Below are 22371 nucleotides of genomic sequence, written 5' to 3' on the forward strand. Positions count from 1 at the left end.
ATTAAAACTTAATGTTCAAACCCAGGTTCAAGATCTTCTGCTGCGGATAAAACTGCCCGCTCGTATTATTTCCTTCCGGGTCATAGTCTTTCACGCCTGTGATTGTGAAGAGGTTAAATGCGCTGGCGTAAATTCTGAGCGAAGCGATCTTGATCTTTGACAATGCTTCTTTTGGCAATGTGTATCCGACTTCAATGTTTTTCAAACGCACAAACGATGCATTATCCAGCCAGAAATTGTTGGCATAAAGACCGCCGTTGATCGAAGTGGAAGCTCGTGTATCAACCCGAGGATAAGATCCTTCCGGGTTTGTCGGGCTCCAACGGTTATCTGCCCAGCTGCTGTAAAAGTTTCCTACCTGGCCTGATTCAGGAAGCACATACTGGCTTACCATGCCTTGTCCGGCAAAGACGACGGATGCGTCAAAAGCTTTATAACCTCCGTTCAGAACCAGACCGTATGTAAGCAAAGGCACATTTCCGTAAGGCGTCCTGGTCTGGTCGTCGGCCGTGATCTGGCCGTCGCCGTTGTAATCTTCCAGGATCAGATCCCCCAGTTGTGCGCCTTTCAGGTGCGGATATGCGTCCAGCTCTGCTTGCGTGCGGAAGATGCCGATGGAATTGTAAAGCAGGTTCGTATAGAGCGGACCGCCCGTCTGGCGCTGATAATCCAATGTTCCCGGCGCTTCGTCCATGAACACGACCTTACTTTTGGCATAGGTCATATTTCCTGAAATGTTGTACCGGAATGTTCCGGAATGGTTATAGCCCAATGTTGCCTCAAAGCCCGAGCTGTTCACTTTACCAATGTTCTGGTCCGGCACCAAAGGCGTGTTATCATTGGTTTTGAATGGATTCACAATCCCGGAAGTGTTTGGGATCGAAGCGTTTCTTGCCGCCAGGATATCTGACCTTTTTTGTTGGAAATAAATAACTTCCAGACTGAAATTTTTCAGGAAAATCGCATTCAGACCAATGTCCATTTTCTTCGCTACTTCCCAGGTAATGTTGGGGTTAGCGAGCTTGGTAAGGTCAATGCCCGGCGTGATCACATTGGAGCCCAGCACATACTGGTTTACGAACGAGTAGTTGTTGTAGTATTGAAATTGACCTACATTATCATTACCCAGCGAACCATAGGAAGCCCGGATTTTCAAATCGTCGATAAAGTTGACGCCGCTTTTAAACCAATCTTCTTCCGAAATACGGTAACCGGCTGATATAGAAGGGAAAAACCCAAATTGCTTGCCTTTTGGAAAAACAGAGGAGCCATCGATTCGCGCCTGAACTTCCGCGAGATATTTCTCACTAAAATTGTAAGCAACGCGACCGATCACACTTTTACGCGTGAAATTATAGCTGCTTCCGGAGTTATTTTTGTCCGTAGCCGCCGCACCGCCTTGTGAAAGCTCGGGTGTAGATACGGTCGGATAGTTAATGCGGGATGCATCAAATTTAACTTCATTGCGCTTGTTCTGCTCGTAAGCGACGAATGCATTCACATTATGCTTGCCCAATTGTCTCAAAAAGCTCACCCGGATGTTCTGGGTAACATTGGTAATGTTCAGCTGCGACTGGGTTAGTGACGCAAGGCCCGCAGAACCGCCCGTCACGACCGGGTTATATGCACCCGTATCGCCGTTGTAGTTGTAAAGCGTGTAAGGCGTGCTGAAATTTTTGGAAAAATTGAATGATTTATCCACCGAGAAAAACCCGTCAGCAGACAACCCTTCAATAAAAGGCAGATCATAGCTGGCACGAACTATGCCATTGAATACCGAAGTCGGGTTGTTGATCGTTCCGCCCATATCTGTTCCCAAAACAACCGGATTGCTGTTTTCCACGCCTGTCGAGTAATATCCGTTCGGGTAACGAGAAATGACGGTCGGGTAAGCGCGGTAAATGGAGCGGAAAGTGTTTCCTGCGGAAGAAATTGGGAACTGCCTGTTCTCCTGGCGCCCTGATAACGAAAGTCCTACTTTGAAATCTTTGGTTACGTTGGCATCGATATTCGAGCGGAAATTGTATTGCTTATATTTCGTCGCCCCGTTTTTGTATAAACCATCCTGGTAAATCGTCCCCAGCGACACATAATATTTCACATTCTCGGTCCCGCCGTTGATGCCCAGGTTATGCTGGTTCTGCAATGCAAATTTGCTCAATGATTCCTTTTGCCAGTTTGTGTTCGGGTAGTTCAAAGGATCCGAACCATTCCTGAACTTCTCGATTTCCTCTGGTGTATAAAACTGGTTCATGCCGCCTGCCGGATTGTTATAGTAATCGATCTCGTTCAAAATCGTGGCATAAGTCGGTGCATCAGCTAGTTTTGGCAATCTGGTCGGTGACGAAAAACCCTGATTGAAACTATACGAAATAACCGGCTTGCCGGTTGTTCCCCGTTTGGTCGTAACCAGGATAACCCCATTTGCAGCACGGCTTCCATAGACAGCCGCCGAAGCATCTTTCAGGATGGATATGCTTTCAATGTCATTCGGATCCAGACGTTCCAAACCGCCAACCTGACCCGGAATTCCGTCCACGACGATGAGTACATCATTGTTTCCCGTAGATGCAAAGCCGCGGATCGTGTAGCTGGATCCGTCGTACCCCGGCTCACCGCCCCTGTTATTGGCAACAAAACCTGAGAAACGGCCTGCCAGCGAGTTGGAAAGGTTTGGCTGCGGGCTTTTTACAATGTCAGCGCCTTTAACTTCTGATACAGAGCCGGTTAATGTCGCTTTTTTCTGCGTTCCGTATCCTACTACCACGATTTCCTGCAATGTCTTGTCATTGGTCACCAGCTTTACATCAATTTCGCTGCGGTTTGCCACGGCGATTTCCTGGTTGATATAACCGATGTAAGTAAACACGAGCGTGCCGTTTGCGTCAGGAATGTTGAGTGAATATTTCCCGTCCACGTCGGTTGTGGTTCCTGTGGATGTGCCTTTCAGGATCACGCTGGCGCCCGGAAGCGCATCGCCGTTGTCGGCGGTAACCGTTCCTTTTACTGCGATTGCGTTCTGTGCGAAGGCAGCCTGTGCACAACTAAGAAACGATATGGCCGCCAGCAACAAAGTCAGCCGGATATGCCTCCATGTCCTGCCCTCAGTTTCGTTAAGCATTCCAGGCAAAGCCCACTTGCTTCGAAAAGATTTTGTCATAAATCAATGTTTAAATAAAATGGTGATTGGTTGTCAGCACAAAAAAGCTTGACGCCTTTTTTATGAATTGATCAATCAAAAGTATGATTATTTGCAGTTGACAAACAGGGGGCATTTTCACATTAAGAAGGGGGTAATTCAATAAAAAGAGCCCGATCGATGAAAAACCGGCCTCTTAGAAAAGAAATCTTATTAACAGATCAACTAATTATCCAATTTATTTTGGAAAACACCCCGGTTGACCTGGAAATTCTCGTGAAATGGATTGCGGTATTTTTTGACATATTCCGAGGGCTTCATTTCGAATAGTTTGGTAAACTGCTCCCGGAAATACTTGATATCATTGATCCCGACCTGGTAAGCCACTTCGGATATGGTAATGTCCGTGGTGATCAGGATCTGTGCTGCTCGACGCAACCTGATGAAGCGGATGAAGCTGTTTGTAGACTGTCCGGAAATGGATTTGATGCGGTTATATAATGTCGAATGGCTCATGCCGATCTCGGCTGCAAGCACCTTAATGGAGAAGTCAGGATCGGTTAGATGGTTCTCTACAACGCGGATGCATTCTTTCAGAAACTCCTTGTATTCGGAGGAAATCTTGAAGTCGTTTGCCTGCAATGTGATCTCATTATAAAAATATCTTTGCAGGTCATTGCGGCTTTTCAGGATCGCATCTACACGCGCTATGAGCAATGCTTTGTCAAATGGTTTGCTGATGTAATCATCCGCGCCGCCTTCAATGCCTTTCAACCTCGATTCCTGGGAAGTGCTTGCAGTGAGCAGGATAACCGGAATGTGGCTCAATGTAAGATCAATCTTGATCTGGCTGCACATCTCGATCCCGCTTATGCCATCCATAAAAACGTCGCTGATGACAATGTCCGGTAAATGTTTCCTGACCAGCGCAATGCCTTCCTTCCCGTTCTCGGCCTGCAAAAGCTTGAATTTCCCGGTAAATGCCTGACCAATATATTGCCGGATATCCGCGTCGTCCTCAACAATGAGCATTGTTTTGATGTCTGAGCTCAGCTCTTCCACAACCATCTGATGCCTCGAAATAGCAGAGGAAGTGAGCATGACGCCATCTTCGGAAAGCTCTTCGAGCAGCACAGAATTCCCCTCCTCTGCACTTACTGGAAGATCGGCCGTGACCAGGTTTGGATGCGCCTTCCAGAGTAAAACGGTAAACACAGTGCCCCTACCCGCGTCCGATTCGTAAGAAATGGTGCCGAAATGCCTTTCGATAAATGTTTTGGTCAAATATAATCCAATCCCAAACCCGCCCTTGGAAGGAAAACGACCATCCTGGAATTGGTGGAAAACAGAATAAATGCTATCCCCAACGCCCGCCGGAATGCCCTGGCCCGAATCGCTAACCATAATCCGCACCTGATCGCCCACTTCCGTGATTTCCAATGTTACATGCCCGTTTTTAGGCGTGTACTTGACCGCATTTGAAACGAGGTTGAATAATGCAATCTCAATTTTCTCACGATCCGCAACCAGCTCCAAATTTTCATTCGGACTAACAAACCGATAGTTAATGTGCTTCTGTTCAGCCTGATGCGTAAAACACTGGAAAACTTCGAGCGCCAGCTTGGTAATGTTCTGGACGGCCGGGTTCAGCTTGTCCGCTTCCCGGTCGGCTTTTCGGAAAAGCAGGAGCTGGTCCACCATACTAAGCAGCCTTTTTGCATTCCTGTAAACAATGTTCAGATTGTTCTGATCGGGATGGCGGTTTTCGGCTTTGATTAATAATTCTTTAACCGGGTTGATTATCAGCGTTAACGGCGTACGAAACTCGTGCGAAATGTGTGTAAAGAATGCAAGCTTCTTTTCATTCAACTCCTTTTCTTTTTGCGTTTCGAAATGCGCCATTTGCACTTCATATTTCAACCGCGCCTGCCTGATCTTATATTGCTGGTAATAGTAAATGATCACGCCGGCCACAGCCAGGTAAAGCAAATAAGCCCACCAGGTCTGATACCAGGGAGGCAGCACGCGCACCTGCACACTCGCTACATTATCAAACCAAATCCCATCCTGGTTCGCGGATTTAACCTTGAATTCGTAACTGCCCGGCGGCAGATAACGGTAAGTAGCCGAACGCTCGTTTTGCACATAGTTCCAGTCCTTATCCAGCCCTTCCAGCTTGTAAGCGAAGGCATTATGGTCCGGATAAGCGTAGTTTAATGCAGTATATTGAATTGCAAAAACAGATTGGCTGGGCTGTAAAACGATTTCATCCTGATCCGCAATCTGCTTTTCGAGAATGATCTTACCATCTTTTTTGGCTCCAATGGCTACATTCTGTCCGAATAACTGCAACCCGGTGATCATTACTTTCGGCTTGTAATCCGACGGTTTGATGGCGGCGGGTGTAAACAGGTTCCAGCCTTCGGTGCCACCGAAAACCATCGCCTTTTCACGCTCCATATAAAGTGCAGAATTGGGATTGAACTGCCCTCCCTGCAAGCCGTTACTCTGGTCATAATGGTCAATCCGAAGGTTGGCCAGGTTAATTCTCGAAAGTCCCTTATTGGTGCTGAACCAAACCTGATCGACACTTTCGGGCAGGAAAGCATAAATGACATCATTGGCAAGACCATTTTTCTCGGTAAAATGCCTGGTCGAGCCGTTTTTTGTATCGTATATCAAAAGTCCGTTCCCCTCCGACCCAATCCATAAGCGTTCCTTTGCATCGAAATGAAGGGAGAAAATAATGCGATTGGACAAATAACCAATTTTCCCGGGGTCATTAAAGAACGACTTGAACTGCATGGTTTTGACATCCAGATAATTTAGCCCTCCACCATACGTCCCGATCCACAAATTGCCTTTATTATCCTCCGCAATGGCACGCACATCATTGGAAGTAATGCTGCTGTTTGCGGTCAAAAAATGCTGAAACGTGCCTTTATTCCGATCCAAAAGCGCCAGTCCGCCTCCATTCGTCCCAACCCATAAGTTGCGTTTGCGGTCTTCGTAAATTGCCCGGACATCATTTTTGACAAGACTTGCAGGATCTCCGGGAATGTTGGCATACTGCCGGAAAGCGTCCCTGCCTGCATGATATTGAAACAATCCGCCGGAATACGTCCCGAACCACAGTTCGCCATTCCTGCCGCGATGCGCCGCAATGACCGCCCCGGAAGAAAGACCGCCGGGAGCGTTGCTGACAGCATAATGTTTGATGGTTTCGCCTGTGCTTTTGGTTTTATAAATGCCATCGCCATCCGTTCCCAGCCAGAGATTTCCCTCGGTATCGGCGCACATTCCATAAAACCGCAAATAACTTTCCGCCCGGGAATCCTGGATCTTCTTGGCAAAACTCCTGAATTTTTCAGGAATGCTGCTGATCAGGTAAACGCCCTCGCCGTAAGTTCCTAACCAGATGTTATGGTCGGCATCCATGTAAATGGACTGGACCGAACGCTGGGTAATGCCTTGATTTTGAGAATTATTTACCTTTTCAAATGAAAATTCTTCCGGCTTGCGATCTGTTAATTGAGACAAATCCAGACTGTAAAGCCCGCCATCCTGCACGCCTACGAGCAGCTGGCCGCGGTGGTTTTCCAGTAACGAAAGATATATGTCGCTGCGCTGATTTCCCGGCAGGTGAACGATGTAGAATCTGGATTCATCGCGTTTGAATAAGATCAGTCCTCTGGCCGATGCGATCCAGACATTGCTTAAATGATCTTCGTAAATGCTGTTAATGCGCGTGGAAGGAAGGTTTTCCAAACTCAGTTTTGCTTTCGAAAGCTTCCTGTTTTTCCCAACCTGCAAAACATCAATCCCCGATTCCCGCGTCCCGAGCCATAACAATCCTTTTGAATCTTCGAATGTGCTCAGGATCGAATTGGTGTTTACGTTCGGGAGATTCCGCTTATTATAGTAGGTAAAGCGTTCCTTTTTTTTATCAAATAGTGCAAATCCGGCACCATTCAGGGAAATCCAGAGATTACCATCCCTGGCCTGGGAAATGTCGCTGACATCCGCGCCCGAAGCGCCTTTGACAGGCATGGGCGTGTGGCGTTCGAAGCGTTCTTTTTCAGCTATGTATTTATTGAGGCCACTGCGGGAACTGGTCCAGATAACGCCGTCCCTGTCGCAAAACACGGATTTGACATAATTTCCGGAAAGACTTTGCTTGTCGTCGGGGCTGTTTTTGAATACTTTAAAAGAGGTGCCGTCGAAGCGGTTGAGCCCGTCGCCGGTGGCAAGCCACATCAGCCCCTGCTTATCCTGGACAATGCTGTTAACGATGCCGAATGACAAACCTTCTTTCAGGGAATAGCGCAGCACCCTCCCACTCTCGGCCGCGAAAACAGGGAACATGCCCAGGCAGAAGAAACCCAGGCTTATCAGGATTTTAAGGAATGCTCCCTTCATTAAGTCACTCGCTGTTTACTTCAACCAACCCGCTTCTTTTGCCAAAAATAGCAATTCAATCACTACAACAAGTCCTGTGACACCTATCACCGCATATTTGATCTTGCTCTTGTTGCTGATGGGTTGTTTTGGCTCTTCGACTTTCTTCTCGACAATGACTTTTTCAACAGGTTTCCTCATAAGTGGCGCATCCGTGCCCAGTTTCGCCTTATGAAGCTCAAATAGTTCCCTGCGCTTGTCCTCTAAATTTGAACTCATAAACCAAAGTATTTTTAACCTGACAAATGCATTTCCAATGTTTTGTAAAAAACGTAAACTAATGGGTTTTAGTTGAAAAAAGATGCTGGTTATTTCGAAATTCTGATCGCAATCAATGCATTAGCGAAGCTTCTGTTTCCAGAACATCGGCTAACTGATCGATCAGTTCGTTGGCTTCGTAGTAATATTGCTGTTCAGTTAATGTGCCCTGGTTATGCAGCACGAGCAATCGGTCCAGATCAGCTTTGATCTGGCGGCGGTGCCGTTTTTCCGGCAAACGCGGGGCTGGCCGCTGCACAATATGCTTGCGTTTCGGCCTGAAAAGATCGATTATATGGCTAAGTAAGAAGAAGCTGACGCCCACGACCAGCACACCCAAGAGATCCAGCAGTATCATCGCATAGAAGTTATATGCCGTAGTAGCGGCGTATTTGGTTCTATTTACAATAACAATTTACAGTTATTGATGCGATATCTCAACCATTTGCTGCCAAACAAGAAAAAAATTTTATCACTTCAACGTCAGGCTCTTTTCCTGCGCGCCGTTCTCAACGAAAATCACCGGCTTGGTATGCTCCGTGATCAGCTGCTCGTTCCATTGATCAGAATAAAGTATAATTTGAAATATAGCAAGAATAGTTTGGCTCAAAACCTATATAAGAAAACAAGCCAGTGAAATAGTTGGCCTTTTCGACTATTTTAGATCTGGATTTACACGCTTAACGACTGGTAATGACTGAAAAGACAATTTATAAGACTGCCGAAACGGATCAGGAGTATGTGCGCATTTCCCAAGGACATTTACATTAATGAAGTTGACCATTTCTGCTCTTTGTTTTGCCTGCCAGCCGCGTCTCGTGCTGCTGGTTTTGGGATATTTTCTTTTTGTGAATTCACCTGGGTTTGCACAAGAAAGTGACTCAGTCAAAAACGAACTGATCATTGACTTTGAAGTAAGGCCGCGTGCTGAGTTTCGGGATCATTTTATGCTTACGGCTGCGGATTCAGTGATGCCGGAATTGTTTGCGACACAAAGGAACAGGCTGAACATTACGTATTTAACCAGACATTTCAGGTTTCATGCTTCACCACAGGAAATTCATGTTTGGGGCAAACCGGACCGGTTTTCCCGCGTTGGAAGCATCAATGCATTCGAACTATACGCCGAAGGATCATTAAACAAACACTTTTCCGTACGCGTTGGCAGGCAGTCGTTATCGCTGGATAACGGCCGGATTTTCTCGGCAGCGCCATGGAGCCAGCAGGGACGCTCGCATGAGGGCATCCGGTTTTTCTTCAACAAAAAGGTAAATACCGATCTCACCATCGCATTTACCCGTCCCTATGGCGATGCTTTTGATGCAGCTTATTCACCCGTGGCATCACACCAGTATAAAATGCTTTTTGTTCATCACCTTAAATACACATTCAAGAACCACATTGCGATAACCACCATTAACACGCTCGAAGTTTTTGATAAAAATGCGAAGCAACCAAATCATTATCAACGCATTACAAATGGCGGACGACTGGAATACAGCCAGGGTTGGCTATATGGGACGGTGAATGCATATTATCAATACGGCGAAAATGCCGGCGCAAAGAAAATCCGCGCCTACTACATACAACCCGAAGTAAGCGCATTGATGGGTAAAACAACATTGCGTCTGGGTGCCGAGATGATCAGTGGAGACCGAAAAACGGTTCAGAAAAATGTCTCCAATTCCTTTGTGCCGTTGTATGGTGTTGCCTGGAAATTTATGGGCAACATGAACCTGTTCACCAGGTTTCCCGCAGATTTGAATGATCGGGGATTAGTGAATCCTTATCTTTTCATTTTATATCAAATTAACAAGAAAGTCGCCTTTCGTTCGGATTTTCACCTGTTTTATTCCCAACATCAGCTCAGCGAAAGCAACGATTTTTCCGGGAAATACCTTGGTTTTGAAAACGATATTTCTGTCAATTATAAGCCTGTAAAACGGTTGGAAGTCATATTCGGTTTTTCCTCCACCTTTGCCACCGAACGCATGGAATTGCTCAAAAAAGTCCCGGATTCCGGTAAAGTCCCGGTTTGGAGTTACCTTATGGTCTCTTATACGCCGAGATTATTGCATTTGAAACGGAGCGTCGATTGATCCATATCATTTAAGTAAAATAAAAGCCTGGTCTTGTCAACGTCATTATCATCCATCACAGAAGCATATTTCACACCATTCAGGGATGCGGCTGCGGGCTATATTTTACCTGAAAAATTCACTTTCCCATTTGATTACGAGCCGCACCCGCTGAGTTTGCTGGCCGTGTCCATGCTGCAATCCCACCTGGAAACCCAGAATGACTGGACGCATAATTTTGGTTTATCGGGCGATCCTGAGAATATTATTGGTAAAATGTTTGGGGTGCTTGTGGTTGAAACTGAGGAGCATGAGATCGGTTATCTGGCTGCCTTTTCCGGGAAGCTTGCCGGGGGCAATCATCATGCCAGATTTGTCCCTCCTATTTTCGACGGAGTTGCAGAAGGCGGCTTCCTGAACGCAGGCATGACCGAGCTTTCGCGCATCAACGAGGCGATTAAGACAGTTGAACTCGATAAAAGTAATGCGTTTGAATTAGAAGTGAAGGATTTGAAAGCGCTCCGGAAAAGCCATTCTCTTTCTCTGCAAAACGCGATTTTTGATCAATATAGCTTTCTAAACCAAGCAGGAACGCGCAAGAGCCTGCGGGACATATTTGCCGATGCATGCTATAAAAATCCACCTGCCGGTGCAGGCGAATGTGCCGCTCCAAAATTACTTCAATACGCATTTTTACACAACATGAAACCGCTTGCGATGGCTGAATTCTGGTGGGGAATGTCACCAAAATCCGATTTTTGGAAACACCGCCAGTTTTACCCAGCCTGCCGCGAAAAATGTGCGCCCATACTCGCTCATATGCTTGCTGGCATTGATATGGAAGCCAATCCACGGCACAATCATGTCATTTAACCCGAAACCATTTATAACCATAGCCATCCAGCTTGATGTTATATCTACCATCGGAAGCTTTCTGGTCATCGTTATTCACGAGATCAACCAATAACTTATTTCCGGGCATGCTGATTCTGGACTGTTTTGGCTGATCGCTGAAATTGTGCAGGATTACCAGCGATTTTCCTTCATGCTCATACTGTATAGCAAACACAGAGGGTGAACCTGCGTCGAGAAGTTTATACGTTCCCAACCCTATTTCCGGGCAGGATTTGCGAAGCTTGATCAACTCAGTCGTCCAGTTCAGCATGGATGCCGAGTCGCGGGTTTGTTGTTCGACATTTATTTTCTTGTAACTATGTTCGCCAAAATCGATCACAGGCCGAAAAGCCGAATCAGCTGTGGTGAAGCCGGCATTTTTTTCGGCTGTCCATTGCATGGGCGTTCTGACGGAGATGCGCTCCTTTAAGCGAAGATCGTCGCCCATTCCCAGCTCATCGCCATAGCGGATTACCGCCGTTCCGGGAAGTGAAAATAACAAGCTGTAAGCCAACTCCATATGCTTGCGGTTGTTGCCCAACATTGTGGCCAGCCGTCGTCTGATCCCCCTGTCGTAAAGCTGCATGCTGGTATCCGGGCCGAATTTGGCATAAACCTCCTGCCGCTGTTTGTCTGAAAGCCTGCCCAGGTCGATTTCATCATGATTTCGCAGAAAATGAGCCCATTGCGACGCATCCGGAATGACCTGAGTCTCCGTGATCGCCTTTTTGAATGGATCCAGATTGCCCGTCGCGAGGGCGTAAAACAGATGCTGGTTTGCGAAAAAATTGAACATCATTTGCATGCCTTCACCATTCTTCCCGAAGTAATTTTGATTCTCTTCCGGCACAACATTGGCTTCACCCAGAATGACGACATCAGCACGGCGCGTTTGCGCAAACTGCCTGATATCCATCAGGAATTTGTAATCCAGCTTGGGCTTCTCGCTTCCCGTTTTAGGCACCTCAATAATAAACGGAACTGCATCCAGACGAAAGCCCGAAACGCCCTGCCCCAACCAGTAACCTATGATCTTCTGACTTTCTTTTACCACCTCAGGATTGGCAAAGTTCAGATCAGGCTGAAAGGGATAAAACCGGTGATAATAATATTGCCCGGAAAGTGAATCAAGGTCCCAAACTGCCTTTTGAACACCGGGAAACACCATTCCCTTGTCATAATCCTTTGGCAGCTTTTCAGACCAGATGTACCAGTCATGATATTTGGAATCCTTGCTCTTGCGTGCATTCTGAAACCATGAATGCTGATCGGAAGTGTGGTTTATAACAAGATCGATTATCACGCGCAAACCCCTTTTTTGTGCCTGAAAAACGAATTCTGCAAAATCGCCGCTCGTTCCCAGTTTCTCGTCAACACCATAAAAATCACCCACATCGTAACCATCGTCCTCGCCCGGCGAAGGCTGAAACGGCGCCAGCCAGATCGCATCAACGCCCAACGCGCGGATATAGTCGAGCTTCTGGATCAGGCCCTGAAAATCACCCCGGCCGTCGCCGTCGCTATCTTTAAAAACCCCGACTTCCAGGTTATATATAATGCTGTTTTTAAACCAGATATGATTTTTTAAATCGACGGTCGCCAGTTTTTCCTGCGCATGGCTATATGCGGGCGATATCAATAATGTGAAAAGTAAGAGTTTGTTGAGCTGCTTCATTTAGTGGATTTTATGTTCGATGAGGCGCGGTCCGGCGCGAATCCGGAGCTGTTTAAAAATTGTGCCCAATCACGATTTGAAATCAAAAAATTTGCTTTGCGACGCGGTAAGTGTTTGCGTGTGCATTCAGAATGGTCCTGAGTTGCGGGGAATAGCCGCCGCCCATACTGCATTGCATTGGAATGTTGTGCTTTTTGGCGAGCTGCATAACCATTTCGTCCCTTAACTGGCAACCCCGTTCAGTGCAGGACATCCGCCCGATTTTATCTGTTTGCAGTATGTCGACGCCAGCCTGGTAGAAAATAAAATCGGGTTTCACTTGCGCTATGAGCTTTGGAAGTGTGTTTTCCAATATTTTCAAATACGTGCTATCCCCGGTTTTATCATCCAACGGCACATCCAGATCGCTCTTTTCTTTTCGGAAAGGATAGTTGTTTTTCCCGTGCATGGAAAAGGTGAAAACTTTCGGTTGGTTTGCGAAAATGTGTGCCGTGCCGTTGCCCTGGTGTACATCCAGGTCGATGATAAGCACTTGTCTTACCTTTTTATGATCAATTAAATACTGGGCCGCGACCGCGTGATCATTGATCATACAAAACCCCTCCCCAAAATCGCGACCGGCATGATGCGTGCCGCCGGCAATGTTGAACGCAATTCCCGTATCCAATGCTTTAAGCGCCCCCTGCACCGTTCCGTTCGTAATCCGCAACTCGCGTTCTGCCAGCAATGGCGACTGCACAAAGCCAATGCGCCTCATTTCCTGCTTACCAAGCGTTCCCGCGACCAGCCGGTCCACATAGCCGCGATCGTGAACCGCATATACTGCTTGTATATCTACGGGTTCGGGGCTGAAAAAATCCGGTTCTTCCGCTATCCCCTCGCGCAGCAGTTGCTGAGGAAGCAGTTCATATTTATCCATCGGGAATCGGTGTCCATCCGGCACCGGGTACTTATATATGGGATCAAATGCGATTGGAAACATTCAGGACTGTTTACGGAGGATTTCAATGGTTTTCTGATCGGGCTTACCATCAAAATATTTATCAAGGACCGCCTGAAAAACCGGATCTGCATCCTCAGCCATACTAAATAAAGTCATACTTGACCGCAACTTTAAATCATCCGGGCTCCCCAGGATCTGATTGGCCGATTTACCTGTAACATCAAGAATTGCATTTGAAATTTCCACCAGTCTTTTCCCTAAGACAGGATGCTGCAAATATCGATTCGCCTCGTCCAGATCCTCAATCCCATAATGCACAGAGGTGCTGCTCATTCCCAACCCCTTAATCTGCGGAAAAACATACCATATCCAATGCCCCTGCTTCCGCCCCCGCTTTATCTCCGCCAAAGCGCCAGCATAATCACGCTCCTGGGCTGTTAAAAATCTATTAAGGTCCGATTCCATTGTTTATTATTTTGATCCGGCTTTGGGATTGAATAAAAGCTTGCCAGCGGTTGAATGTCGAATCATTTCAAGTTTGGCATAAATACTTCCTCGATTTTCAAAAGCGGGTTTATTCTTAAAAATCTGTATAGGCCTGCCATGCATTAATCTATCTCTATCTTTATAATGTCTAGCCAGGACGGAATCAATAGCATTACGCAGGATAACCTCAAACTGGCTAATGGGATGAAATGCCTGCGATAGTGCTATCGAGGCATTGTACAGCTTCCTGGCCAGCTCCTCGTCATATGCGCTTGCTATTAAGTATCTATTACATCTCGGCTTGGATAAATATCTGTTCCGTAAATTATTATTCATGCTTTTTGGAAATTCCAATATAATGTGTTTTGTTTGTATCACGTAGGCCTGGTCAAGCCTCTTTCCTTCGTGGAAACGTAACCAGGTAAGTTTAGGGAGTTCTGTACAGAGCTCCCTTTTTTTGTATCTGATTTGTTGGTTTTGCTCCAATGGCCACAATCATTTTTCCTCTATGTTTAAGTGTGTAAATTCTACAATCCATAGGTGCGAATATTCCGACGATTTCGCTGGAAAACAAGCCTGCTTCCGACGTTATAGGTGTAGCCTATAATTTTATTACACTTTCCCTCCACACCCATACAACCTTTTCCCCTTCTTGCGGCCTCTTTGAATTGAGTACCCTAAAAAACAATGTATGACATCTGAGGCTGAGCTTATTTCAGGATGCCTTTTGCATGACCGGATTGCGCAGCGGAAATTGTATGACCGCTACAAAAAAGCGATGTATACGCTCGCTTATCGCATAACCGGGGATTTTGATGATGCCAATGATGTGTTGCAGGATGCATTTATGGATGTTTTCAAACACCTGAACCAGTTTCGTGGCGATGCGGCGCTGGGTGCGTGGATCAAGCAAATTGTCATCAGGAAATCTACTAAAAAGAAAAAGATCGTGGTTTGGCAGGATCTGGATGAATATACCGGCGAAATCATTGACTGGAATGAAGTAGAGATCAACACGGCGCATTTGGAAACAGCTGTCCTTTCCCTACCCGACGGTTTCCGCACGATTTTCGTGCTGGCAGAGGTGGAAGGCTACACCCACAAAGAAATCGCCACGATGCTCAACATTACAGAAGGAACATCCAAATCACAATTATTCCATGCAAAGAGAAAGCTGCGCAGCATGCTCTCGCCAAAATAATCACCACTATGGAAAAGAACCGGCGTACATTAAAAGAAGCCTTGAACAAACTTCCGCACTACTCGCCAGGAGAGGGCGTGTGGGCATCATTGAACCAGCAACTGAATGAGTTACCATTGAAAACGGCGGCAAAGTCACTACCTGAATACGAACCGGATGACAGACTTTGGAACCAGATTGAACTTGGCCCAAAGGTCGGAAGAACTGCTTACTTCTGGCGGTATGCTGCGGCGGTGATATTGCTGGCAGGCGTTGCAGCAGGTTGGTTTGTAAGTCAAAAAACAGGAAAACAAATCGCTTTCACGCAGGAAATGGTGGACGAGCGGCTGCAAACCAATGCGGACCTGGTTACTGACCAGCAGTATGAAAAGCTCAAAACGTACTGCGAAACGGAAACATTGATTTGTAAAAGCAATGATTATAAAAGGTTACAGCATGAATATGAAGAGCTCGTCGGGGCGGCTGTGCAGTTGCAGCAAGCCATCGGCGAGTACAATGCAGAACCCGACCTGGTGCGCCAGTTTGCAAACATTGAACAACAAAAGGCCGAAGTGCTGAACGAAATGGCCAAAATGATATAATCCCTGAAACATGAAACAACTCTTTTATCTGAAAATCTTCCTTGTCGTGCTATCAGCTGTTGCCAGCCACAGAGGCCATGCACAGAGCGTATTGCAGGTTGCGACCAAAACCATTGAGAAAAACATACCGTCACCCGCTATACGCACGCTGCACATCCATGCAGAGAAGGCGGACATTGAACTGACGACCTGGGACAAACCGGAGATCTCTGTGGTGATGGAGCTGTCGGCGAGGCACCCGGAGAAAAATGTTGCTGCCATCGATCTTTCCAAGGTCCAGTATATAGCCGACCGTAATGGAAAAGATTATTTTTTGCGCAACTACATTGTCCTGAAAAACGGCGAAAGCAAGCCTGTTTCCAACCTGAGGGCCCGGTACAAAATCCATCTGCCCGCCTCATGCGCAGTAGACCTGAAAAATTCCTTTGGCACCATTACATTGAAAGGTTTGACGAACAACTTACAGCTGAAAGCCGATTTTTGTACAACTAACCTGTTGGAAATCAAAGGGAAAGGACAAATGCAGACTTCATTCGGGGAGCTGAAAGGGAATGAATTATCAGGCGATTTCTCATTCCAAAGTGACCATACAAAAATGTCGTTACAAAGCATTGCCGGGATAATTAAGGTGGATGCAGTTTATGGAGACATTGCATTATTCCCTTCGAGCGGCCTGACGAGTTTGAGCATCAAATCTAAAAAAGCCGAGATCACCCTGCAAACTAAAAACTGGCAAAACTTCGATTACACGATCCAGAGCGCCTATGCTACTATAAAGCTCCCGAACGGCTTTAAATGGAAACGCAACACGGCCGACTTCAAGGAGGCATTCTTCTCTAAAAACCAATTGGCGAATGTCGATATCACCGCTGAATTCGGTCAGGTGACCGTCAAATAGATCATTTATTCCCGTCTTATCTATGAAAAAAATCCTTATCCCGCTGCTTTCGTTATTCCTCGTCCAATCCGCTTTCGCACAGGACAGCATTCCGGTTATGTTCCATCAGGAAACCGATACGCTTGTGAAACAGCGCTTCATCGACCGCTATGAAAATGTGTTTATGACGAAGGTGCCGACGCGCCAGATGTTTAAGATTGCCGCTGTTGGTTCCGAAATTCAGGGAACGGGTTTCAATTTTGGTTATGAATATAAATTGCTGCCATCATTGTCTGTGGAGGCGTCTGTTTACACGCAACTCAGTGAGTTCAACAGCGGGCTGGCGCAGGAACTGCGGTATTTTAATTTTCGCAGTGTGAGTATCTGGGCCAATGCGAAAGCACGCTGGTATTACAACATGAACCGGCGGATCGAGAAGGGACTCAACGCGAACAATTTCAGTGGATCGTACATAGGGTTGTCCGTTGAGCAACGTCTCCTTGACGAACATTATAATAACGCGACAAGATTTGGGCTGCTTTACGGTTTTCAAAGCAGGTTTTTAAACCGCGGTTATTTTGATTTTTCCGTTGGCATATATCAAAAGCGGCAGACAGGTTCAACTTTTTCAGAAGTGGATCCTGCGCCTTTTAAATTAAAAAACTTTGTTTTAAGCACACAGGCTAACATTGGCATTGCATTTGGCGATTGGAAAAAAGCGACCACCAATCCAATCTGTGATGTGATCATGTGCGATGAGTTGGTAAAGGGCCAGTTTAAAGTTGAAATGCCCTACGTTGCAATTGGGTGGAATGAGCAAGTAGTCAGGGCTGGCATAGCTTATGAAAGGCGGCTAGGCCAGGGTCCGCTTTCCGTTCAGACAGATGCAAACCTTTATTATGCCAATCACAACGTCCGGAATGCTTTTAAAGGCAGATATTCCAGTATTGGCGCTTCGCTTGAACTCCGCTATTACTTTTTGCAAGATTTCCTGATGCGCAATGGTAAGGGTGGTAAAAACCTCTCGGGCCCCTACCTGGGAATACGCGGCGGTTATGAATTCTTTAACGCGAAAGTAAGCAATGGCTATGTGACGGAACTGAATCGAAGACTGAGTTACCAAGCCGTCCGGACCGAGCTGCATCTCGGATATCAGCAAAGGCTTTTCAAAACAATGTACATCAATGGCTCTGTCCATTATGGTAAACAATTCCTTCAAGGTTATCATTATGAGGGCGCATCGAAGCCGTTTCTGTCCTCCAAAATGGCCATTGGTTTTACATTTTAATAAAAAAATAGAGGCCATTATACAAAAAGAGAAGCCGCATCACACGGCTTCTCTTTTACATGATGAACCTTAACCTGATTTTCTACAAAGAATATCTCAACGTTACCCCGTAAGTTCTCTGATCCCCAACGATCCCGGCGTATTGTCCGTAACTTCCCGGCGCCGCAAGCAATTGTTCGTAGTAATTTTTGTTAAACAAGTTACGTCCCCAAGCGAAGAATGTGATGCCGTTGGAAGCTCTGAAACCCACTCGTGCATTTGTAAGGCCGTAACCATCAATGTTCAGATATTGCGATGGTGATGGGCTGGAAGAAAATTCCGAACGATAATATTCATCCACACTCAGGAAGTAATTTCCTTTCAATCCGATCAGTTTCCCTTTCGCGACCACTTCGCCACCTACTGAACCCGACCATTTGGAAATACCCGGCAGACGTCCGCCAGAAACATCCTTGAAAGCCTGCGGCCCTCCTACTTCCTCCAAAGGAACAGGTGCGTTGGTGAATTTCACATATTTACCATCGGTGTAAGCAACTGCAGCATTTAATGTCAATGCACCCAAACGAATGTTACCGTCCAATTCGGCTCCCTGCACGCGTACATTTTCAGCATTGGCCAGGTAACCGCGGTTTACACCTGGTTCCGGCGTTTGCACCTGCGTTTGGAAGTCATCAATGTCGGAGCGGAAGAACGTAAGGTTCAGTACCGAGTTTCCTGATGGTTTTGTTTTGATACCGAATTCCTTATGCTCAACAAACTCTGGTTTCACTTTGGCCAGATCCAGCAAAACTGCTCCGTTTGCCGTTGGCAGACCGCCCACATTCACACCAATAGGCTTAAAACCAACCGAGTAAGTGGCATATGCATTGAACCGCGTGCTTGCTCTGTATTGAAGCGACAACTGGCCAGAGAAATTCCCCTCAGCATAGTCCGTATTGAAAGCCTGATCGCTGTAAACGCCGTTTTTCAATTTCAACAATTCCGAATCCGTTGTTTGCAGGCCTCCGTAAGCAACGCGGCTGTAATCCACCACTTTTTTATCATAATTGTAGCGCACCCCTGGGAGAATGTGAAACTTCTCGGCCACAGCCCAGTCAGCCTGTGCGAAAACTGCCAAACTGGTACTCTTGATGCGATTTGTTGTTCTGATACCAAAGTTATCAAACAGGCCCGGCGTTTGCCAAAGAGGGCTGGTAGAGCTTTGTGCGAAGCGCCATTGTGCCGAACCGGCTTCCTCCGTTTGAACCGGGTCAGAAGTTAAATCCTGCCAAAGTCCGAACACGCCGATCACACCGCTCAACTTAGGGGAAATCTTCCCTGAATAACGCAGTTCCTGCGACCATTGATCGTGTGCCGAGTTACCCGAAGAAATTGTAAATACAGGCAGTCCAATGTAATCCCGGTCATTCAAAGGCGTCCATTTCCAGTAACGCCACGCCGAAGTAGATGTTAATGTTCCGTTTCCGATCTTTATATCTGCATTCACAGAAACACCGCCCAACTGGTTGTCCGCTTTGGAAGGCGTGTCCAGGTCCAGTCTGCGTTCGAAAGCGCTTTTGTAAGGAATGGTGTATCCCAAATCGGCGATAATGCTGTTGAATTGACGGTAACCAGCTCTTTTGGTCGTAACCACACCAGCCACCGGCCAGCCGTAACCCGTCGGTTTTTGATCCGAAATATCCCCGATCACTGTAATGTTCACCTTTTCGGAAGGCGTGTAAAGCAGCTGTCCCCTTACCCCAATGTTGTTAATGTCATTGATCGGCAATTGGGTATGCTCATTAAAGAACGTGCCGTTGCGCTGTGTTCCGGTGAATGAAACCCGTGCAGCGAGTTTTTTGCTCAAAGGACCCGTTACCGAAGCTTTTGCCTGAATATATCCCAGGTTACCATAGCTCATTTCCAGGTTGGCGCCGGTTGTGAAGCTCGCGGCGCGCGTTGTAATGTTGAATGCACCTGCGGTTGTGTTTTTACCGAACAACGTTCCCTGTGGTCCGCGCAAAACTTCAACGCGCTCAATGTCAATAAAATCCAATGCTGTGGCGGCCGGACGGGCATAGTAAACTCCATCTACATAAAAACCCACGCCCGGGTCAATCCCATCATTGGTAAGTCCGTAGGTTGAACCCAATCCGCGGATGTTCAATGTGGTATTTCTTGCATTGGATGCATAAAGCTGAACGGTTGGAACGAGTTCTTTCAAACGGTTCACATTGAATGCACCTGCATCCTCAGCCCTTGTCCCACCAATCACCGAAATCGGAATGGGCACTTCCTGAGCAGATTCCTGACGGCGACGGGAGGAAATCACCACGTCGTCAAGCTGCGTGTTATTCTGATCCAGTCTTATCTCGACTTTGCTGTCGTTAATGAGGACTTCTTTTTTTACATAACCAACATACGTTACGATCAAGGTAAACGGCAGGATCTGGCCGGTAACCAGGCTGAATTCACCATTGGCATCCGTAACATCCCCGTTGGTTGTTCCTTTAATGGTCACTGTGGCCCCGATAAGCGGTTCGCTCGTGCCGGCATCCAGGATTTTCCCGGTTACCGTAGCATTAACGGTGGCATCCTGCGCAAATAAATAGAGGGGAAATAGAAAGGCAATTGTTAAAATGGCTGACTTGAAATAATTTTTCATGCTTACTGCAATTAGCGATATAATGGTTGTCTGGTTTAAATGGGAGTCAGAAAGTTGAAAAGCAACCTCCTGTTTGTAAGGCAACTGCGTACCGCCAACAATAAGCGCCCTTTCTTAGGATAACTGAATGCATAAAGGAGTTTGATTAGTTTGGCCACAAATATATAAAAACATAAACTATATAGAATTGGTAGGGTAATAAAAAAGTTAAAAAAAAACGCAACGGGAGCCTTGCAAAGCCACCATTGCGTTTTTTTAATCCTATTCTGCTTTATTTATTCCACCAAAGAGACGTGGTAATGTCATCATTTCCCTGTGCTTTCACGGCATTCTGGTAATTGGCGAGGTTTACACTTTGTTCTTTCGGCGGGTAATACAACCGCAATGGCACTCCTTCACCGAACAATGGCTGGAATTTGTAATCCGTTGTTTGGCCATTGGCAGTCCTGCGCCAGACCACGTCGCCGGATTTTACCAGGAATGTGGGATAGCCCGTGCGGCGTATCTCGCTCCATGCTTCATCGCCCTGGGTGTATAGTGCGAGATATTTTTGATTCAAAACATTAGCCTTATCTGCTTTCGGAAGCGCTGCAACATATGCTGTAATGTCAGCCGGAGCAACTCCCCATTTCTGCAAAGAAGCCGTAACACCATTGATATACGCCTGCTGGTCCCAATTTTTATATTCCGAAATAAGGAAAGAAACCTCAGCATACTCCTGCAAAACTTCACCATAACCCGCTGCATTAACGGCCGCTCCCGGAAGGCTCACATCTGTGGCCGTAAGCAAGCCTGCTGCCGCAACCGGCAAACCATAAGGCTGGCCTACATATTCACCCGCCGCATTCTTAGTGGCGTAGATCGGCAGTCTCGGGTCCTGCACTTTCACAGTTCCCAGCTCACCTTTCAGCACATTGATAAGCACGTGAGAAACGGCAAAGTCCTTTCTGTTCGCAGTTACCGTTGCGCGGTAAAGCGGCGCTTCGTTGGGTGCCAATGCCTGATATTTGAACACAGCATTGTCTGCATTGGATGTAAAAACTCCTTTGGCCAGTGCATCCTCAAAATGCGCGTTCGATTCTGCCGGAAGCTTGGTCCGGATGCGGGTTGCGATGCGCAACCGGAGTGAATTTGCAAATTTTGCCCACAGCTCATTTTTACCTTTGTAAATCACATCATAGTTACCAAAGGTGTTGGCCGTTTTGTATTTGATCAAAGTATCCCCTGCCGCTTTCAACTCGTTCAGAATGTCCTGATAGATCTTTTGCTGGCTTGCATAGCCCGGACTCAGGTTTTCTGGCGTTTGCTGCAAAGCCTGAAATTCAGGGTCCTGATTGCCATACGACTGGTAAGGAACATTCCCGAAAACGTCGGTAAGGCCTTGAAAAGCGTAGGCTTTCAGGATCCGCGCAATAGCGATCTGGTTTGCATTCGTACCCGCAACACCGGCTGCCGCAACATCTTTTTTAGCAGGATCGGTGTTCAGGATAATGATCTCGTTCAGGTTATTGAGCGCTTTGTAAGCATTGCTCCAATATGTGTCTGAATAAGAACGCGGAATGTCGTAACGCGACTGGTCACTGTAAATATTCTGACTGTAATACTGAGCGAACAGCTGGGTGCCGCGCAGGGAGCTGTTTTCATTCCGAATGTTGTCAATAAGCTGTTTTTCAGCCGATAGCAAGATCGTTGTCGTCGTTGCGTTACCCGGACGGTTCGGATCTTCATTTATTTCCTCAAAATGGTTGTCGCTGCATGAAGCAAGGAATGCAAGCGCACCGATGGCGAGGGGAATCAGGCTTTTTTGATATATGGACTTTTGCATGGTCTTCTCTTTTAAAACTTTAAA

General features: G+C 46.6%; 16 protein-coding genes. 6 read left to right on the plus strand and 10 right to left on the minus strand.

The window, feature by feature from the left end; translation table 11 throughout:
• Window position 1: 1 nt before the first annotated feature.
• The 5 genes from L0659_RS22910 to L0659_RS22930 form a co-directional block, all read right to left on the minus strand.
• Window positions 2–3160, minus strand: a complete 3159-nt coding sequence (locus L0659_RS22910) for a TonB-dependent receptor (protein WP_235128900.1) — start codon at window positions 3158–3160, stop codon at window positions 2–4.
• 204 nt (window positions 3161–3364) lie between these two features.
• A complete protein-coding gene (locus L0659_RS22915) occupies window positions 3365–7558 on the minus strand; it encodes a hybrid sensor histidine kinase/response regulator transcription factor (RefSeq protein ID WP_235128901.1) in 4194 nt (1397 codons plus the stop codon).
• Between the two features lie 15 nt (window positions 7559–7573).
• The gene (locus L0659_RS22920) at window positions 7574–7816 is read right to left on the minus strand and encodes a hypothetical protein (RefSeq protein WP_235128902.1); all 243 of its coding nucleotides are present in this window, start codon (window positions 7814–7816) and stop codon (window positions 7574–7576) included.
• Window positions 7817–7928: 112 nt separating this feature from the next.
• On the minus strand, window positions 7929–8213 hold the full coding sequence (locus L0659_RS22925) for a hypothetical protein (RefSeq protein ID WP_235128903.1): 285 nt from the start codon (window positions 8211–8213) through the stop codon (window positions 7929–7931).
• A 114-nt stretch (window positions 8214–8327) separates the two neighbouring features.
• Window positions 8328–8465, minus strand: a complete 138-nt coding sequence (locus tag L0659_RS22930; protein WP_235128904.1) for a hypothetical protein — start codon at window positions 8463–8465, stop codon at window positions 8328–8330.
• 160 nt (window positions 8466–8625) lie between these two features.
• Here L0659_RS22930 and L0659_RS22935 point away from each other — a divergent pair, with 160 nt between their 5' ends.
• Both L0659_RS22935 and L0659_RS22940 read left to right on the plus strand, forming a co-directional pair.
• On the plus strand, window positions 8626–9954 hold the full coding sequence (locus L0659_RS22935; protein WP_235128905.1) for an alginate export family protein: 1329 nt from the start codon (window positions 8626–8628) through the stop codon (window positions 9952–9954).
• Window positions 9955–9987: 33 nt separating this feature from the next.
• The gene (locus tag L0659_RS22940; protein WP_235128906.1) at window positions 9988–10806 is read left to right on the plus strand and encodes a pseudouridylate synthase; all 819 of its coding nucleotides are present in this window, start codon (window positions 9988–9990) and stop codon (window positions 10804–10806) included.
• Here L0659_RS22940 and L0659_RS22945 read toward each other — a convergent pair.
• From L0659_RS22945 to L0659_RS22955, 3 genes are all read right to left on the minus strand, one after another.
• The gene (locus L0659_RS22945) at window positions 10799–12502 is read right to left on the minus strand and encodes an alpha-amylase family protein (RefSeq protein ID WP_235128907.1); all 1704 of its coding nucleotides are present in this window, start codon (window positions 12500–12502) and stop codon (window positions 10799–10801) included. The genes L0659_RS22940 and L0659_RS22945 overlap by 8 nt on opposite strands.
• An 82-nt stretch (window positions 12503–12584) precedes the next feature.
• Window positions 12585–13484, minus strand: coding sequence for a histone deacetylase (locus tag L0659_RS22950; protein ID WP_235128908.1), 900 nt, complete (start codon window positions 13482–13484; stop codon window positions 12585–12587).
• Window positions 13485–13910, minus strand: coding sequence for a DUF1810 domain-containing protein (locus tag L0659_RS22955; protein WP_235128909.1), 426 nt, complete (start codon window positions 13908–13910; stop codon window positions 13485–13487).
• Window positions 13911–14622: 712 nt separating this feature from the next.
• Here L0659_RS22955 and L0659_RS22960 point away from each other — a divergent pair.
• From L0659_RS22960 to L0659_RS22975, 4 genes are read left to right on the plus strand one after another with little or no spacing between them, the layout of a single operon-like run.
• Entirely contained in the window at window positions 14623–15132 is a 510-nt protein-coding gene (locus L0659_RS22960) for an RNA polymerase sigma factor (RefSeq protein ID WP_235128910.1), read from the plus strand.
• An 8-nt stretch (window positions 15133–15140) separates the two neighbouring features.
• Window positions 15141–15713, plus strand: a complete 573-nt coding sequence (locus L0659_RS22965) for a hypothetical protein (RefSeq protein ID WP_235128911.1) — start codon at window positions 15141–15143, stop codon at window positions 15711–15713.
• Window positions 15714–15723: 10 nt separating this feature from the next.
• Window positions 15724–16611 carry a DUF4097 domain-containing protein gene (locus L0659_RS22970; RefSeq protein ID WP_235128912.1) on the plus strand — a complete coding sequence of 296 codons (888 nt, stop codon included), beginning with the start codon at window positions 15724–15726 and terminating at the stop codon, window positions 16609–16611.
• A 22-nt stretch (window positions 16612–16633) separates the two neighbouring features.
• Window positions 16634–17878: a hypothetical protein gene (locus L0659_RS22975; protein ID WP_235128913.1), complete on the plus strand. Its 1245-nt coding sequence runs from the start codon at window positions 16634–16636 to the stop codon at window positions 17876–17878.
• A gap of 82 nt (window positions 17879–17960) precedes the next feature.
• Here the strand turns inward: L0659_RS22975 and L0659_RS22980 are convergent, their stop codons facing one another.
• Both L0659_RS22980 and L0659_RS22985 read right to left on the minus strand, forming a co-directional pair.
• Window positions 17961–20522 carry a TonB-dependent receptor gene (locus tag L0659_RS22980; RefSeq protein WP_235128914.1) on the minus strand — a complete coding sequence of 854 codons (2562 nt, stop codon included), beginning with the start codon at window positions 20520–20522 and terminating at the stop codon, window positions 17961–17963.
• 271 nt (window positions 20523–20793) lie between these two features.
• Window positions 20794–22347 (minus strand): SusD/RagB family nutrient-binding outer membrane lipoprotein, encoded by a 1554-nt coding sequence (locus L0659_RS22985; RefSeq protein WP_235128915.1) that lies wholly within the window; start codon window positions 22345–22347, stop codon window positions 20794–20796.
• Window positions 22348–22371 lie beyond the last annotated feature (24 nt).

It is taken from the genome of Dyadobacter sp. CY347, from assembly GCF_021502655.1.
GTDB lineage: Bacteria > Bacteroidota > Bacteroidia > Cytophagales > Spirosomataceae > Dyadobacter.

Bases quoted from the DNA above. Each gene is read 5' to 3' on its own strand.
- L0659_RS22910 (WP_235128900.1), bottom strand. From the start codon at position 3,160: ATGACAAAATCTTTTCGAAGCAAGTGGGCTTTGCCTGGAATGCTTAAC.
- L0659_RS22915 (WP_235128901.1), bottom strand. From the start codon at position 7,558: ATGAAGGGAGCATTCCTTAAAATCCTGATAAGCCTGGGTTTCTTCTGC.
- L0659_RS22920 (WP_235128902.1), bottom strand. From the start codon at position 7,816: ATGAGTTCAAATTTAGAGGACAAGCGCAGGGAACTATTTGAGCTTCAT.
- L0659_RS22925 (WP_235128903.1), bottom strand. From the start codon at position 8,213: ATGATACTGCTGGATCTCTTGGGTGTGCTGGTCGTGGGCGTCAGCTTC.
- L0659_RS22935 (WP_235128905.1), top strand. From the start codon at position 8,626: ATGAAGTTGACCATTTCTGCTCTTTGTTTTGCCTGCCAGCCGCGTCTC.
- L0659_RS22945 (WP_235128907.1), bottom strand. From the start codon at position 12,502: ATGAAGCAGCTCAACAAACTCTTACTTTTCACATTATTGATATCGCCC.
- L0659_RS22950 (WP_235128908.1), bottom strand. From the start codon at position 13,484: ATGTTTCCAATCGCATTTGATCCCATATATAAGTACCCGGTGCCGGAT.
- L0659_RS22955 (WP_235128909.1), bottom strand. From the start codon at position 13,910: ATGGAATCGGACCTTAATAGATTTTTAACAGCCCAGGAGCGTGATTAT.
- L0659_RS22960 (WP_235128910.1), top strand. From the start codon at position 14,623: ATGACATCTGAGGCTGAGCTTATTTCAGGATGCCTTTTGCATGACCGG.
- L0659_RS22965 (WP_235128911.1), top strand. From the start codon at position 15,141: ATGGAAAAGAACCGGCGTACATTAAAAGAAGCCTTGAACAAACTTCCG.
- L0659_RS22970 (WP_235128912.1), top strand. From the start codon at position 15,724: ATGAAACAACTCTTTTATCTGAAAATCTTCCTTGTCGTGCTATCAGCT.
- L0659_RS22975 (WP_235128913.1), top strand. From the start codon at position 16,634: ATGAAAAAAATCCTTATCCCGCTGCTTTCGTTATTCCTCGTCCAATCC.
- L0659_RS22980 (WP_235128914.1), bottom strand. From the start codon at position 20,522: ATGAAAAATTATTTCAAGTCAGCCATTTTAACAATTGCCTTTCTATTT.
- L0659_RS22985 (WP_235128915.1), bottom strand. From the start codon at position 22,347: ATGCAAAAGTCCATATATCAAAAAAGCCTGATTCCCCTCGCCATCGGT.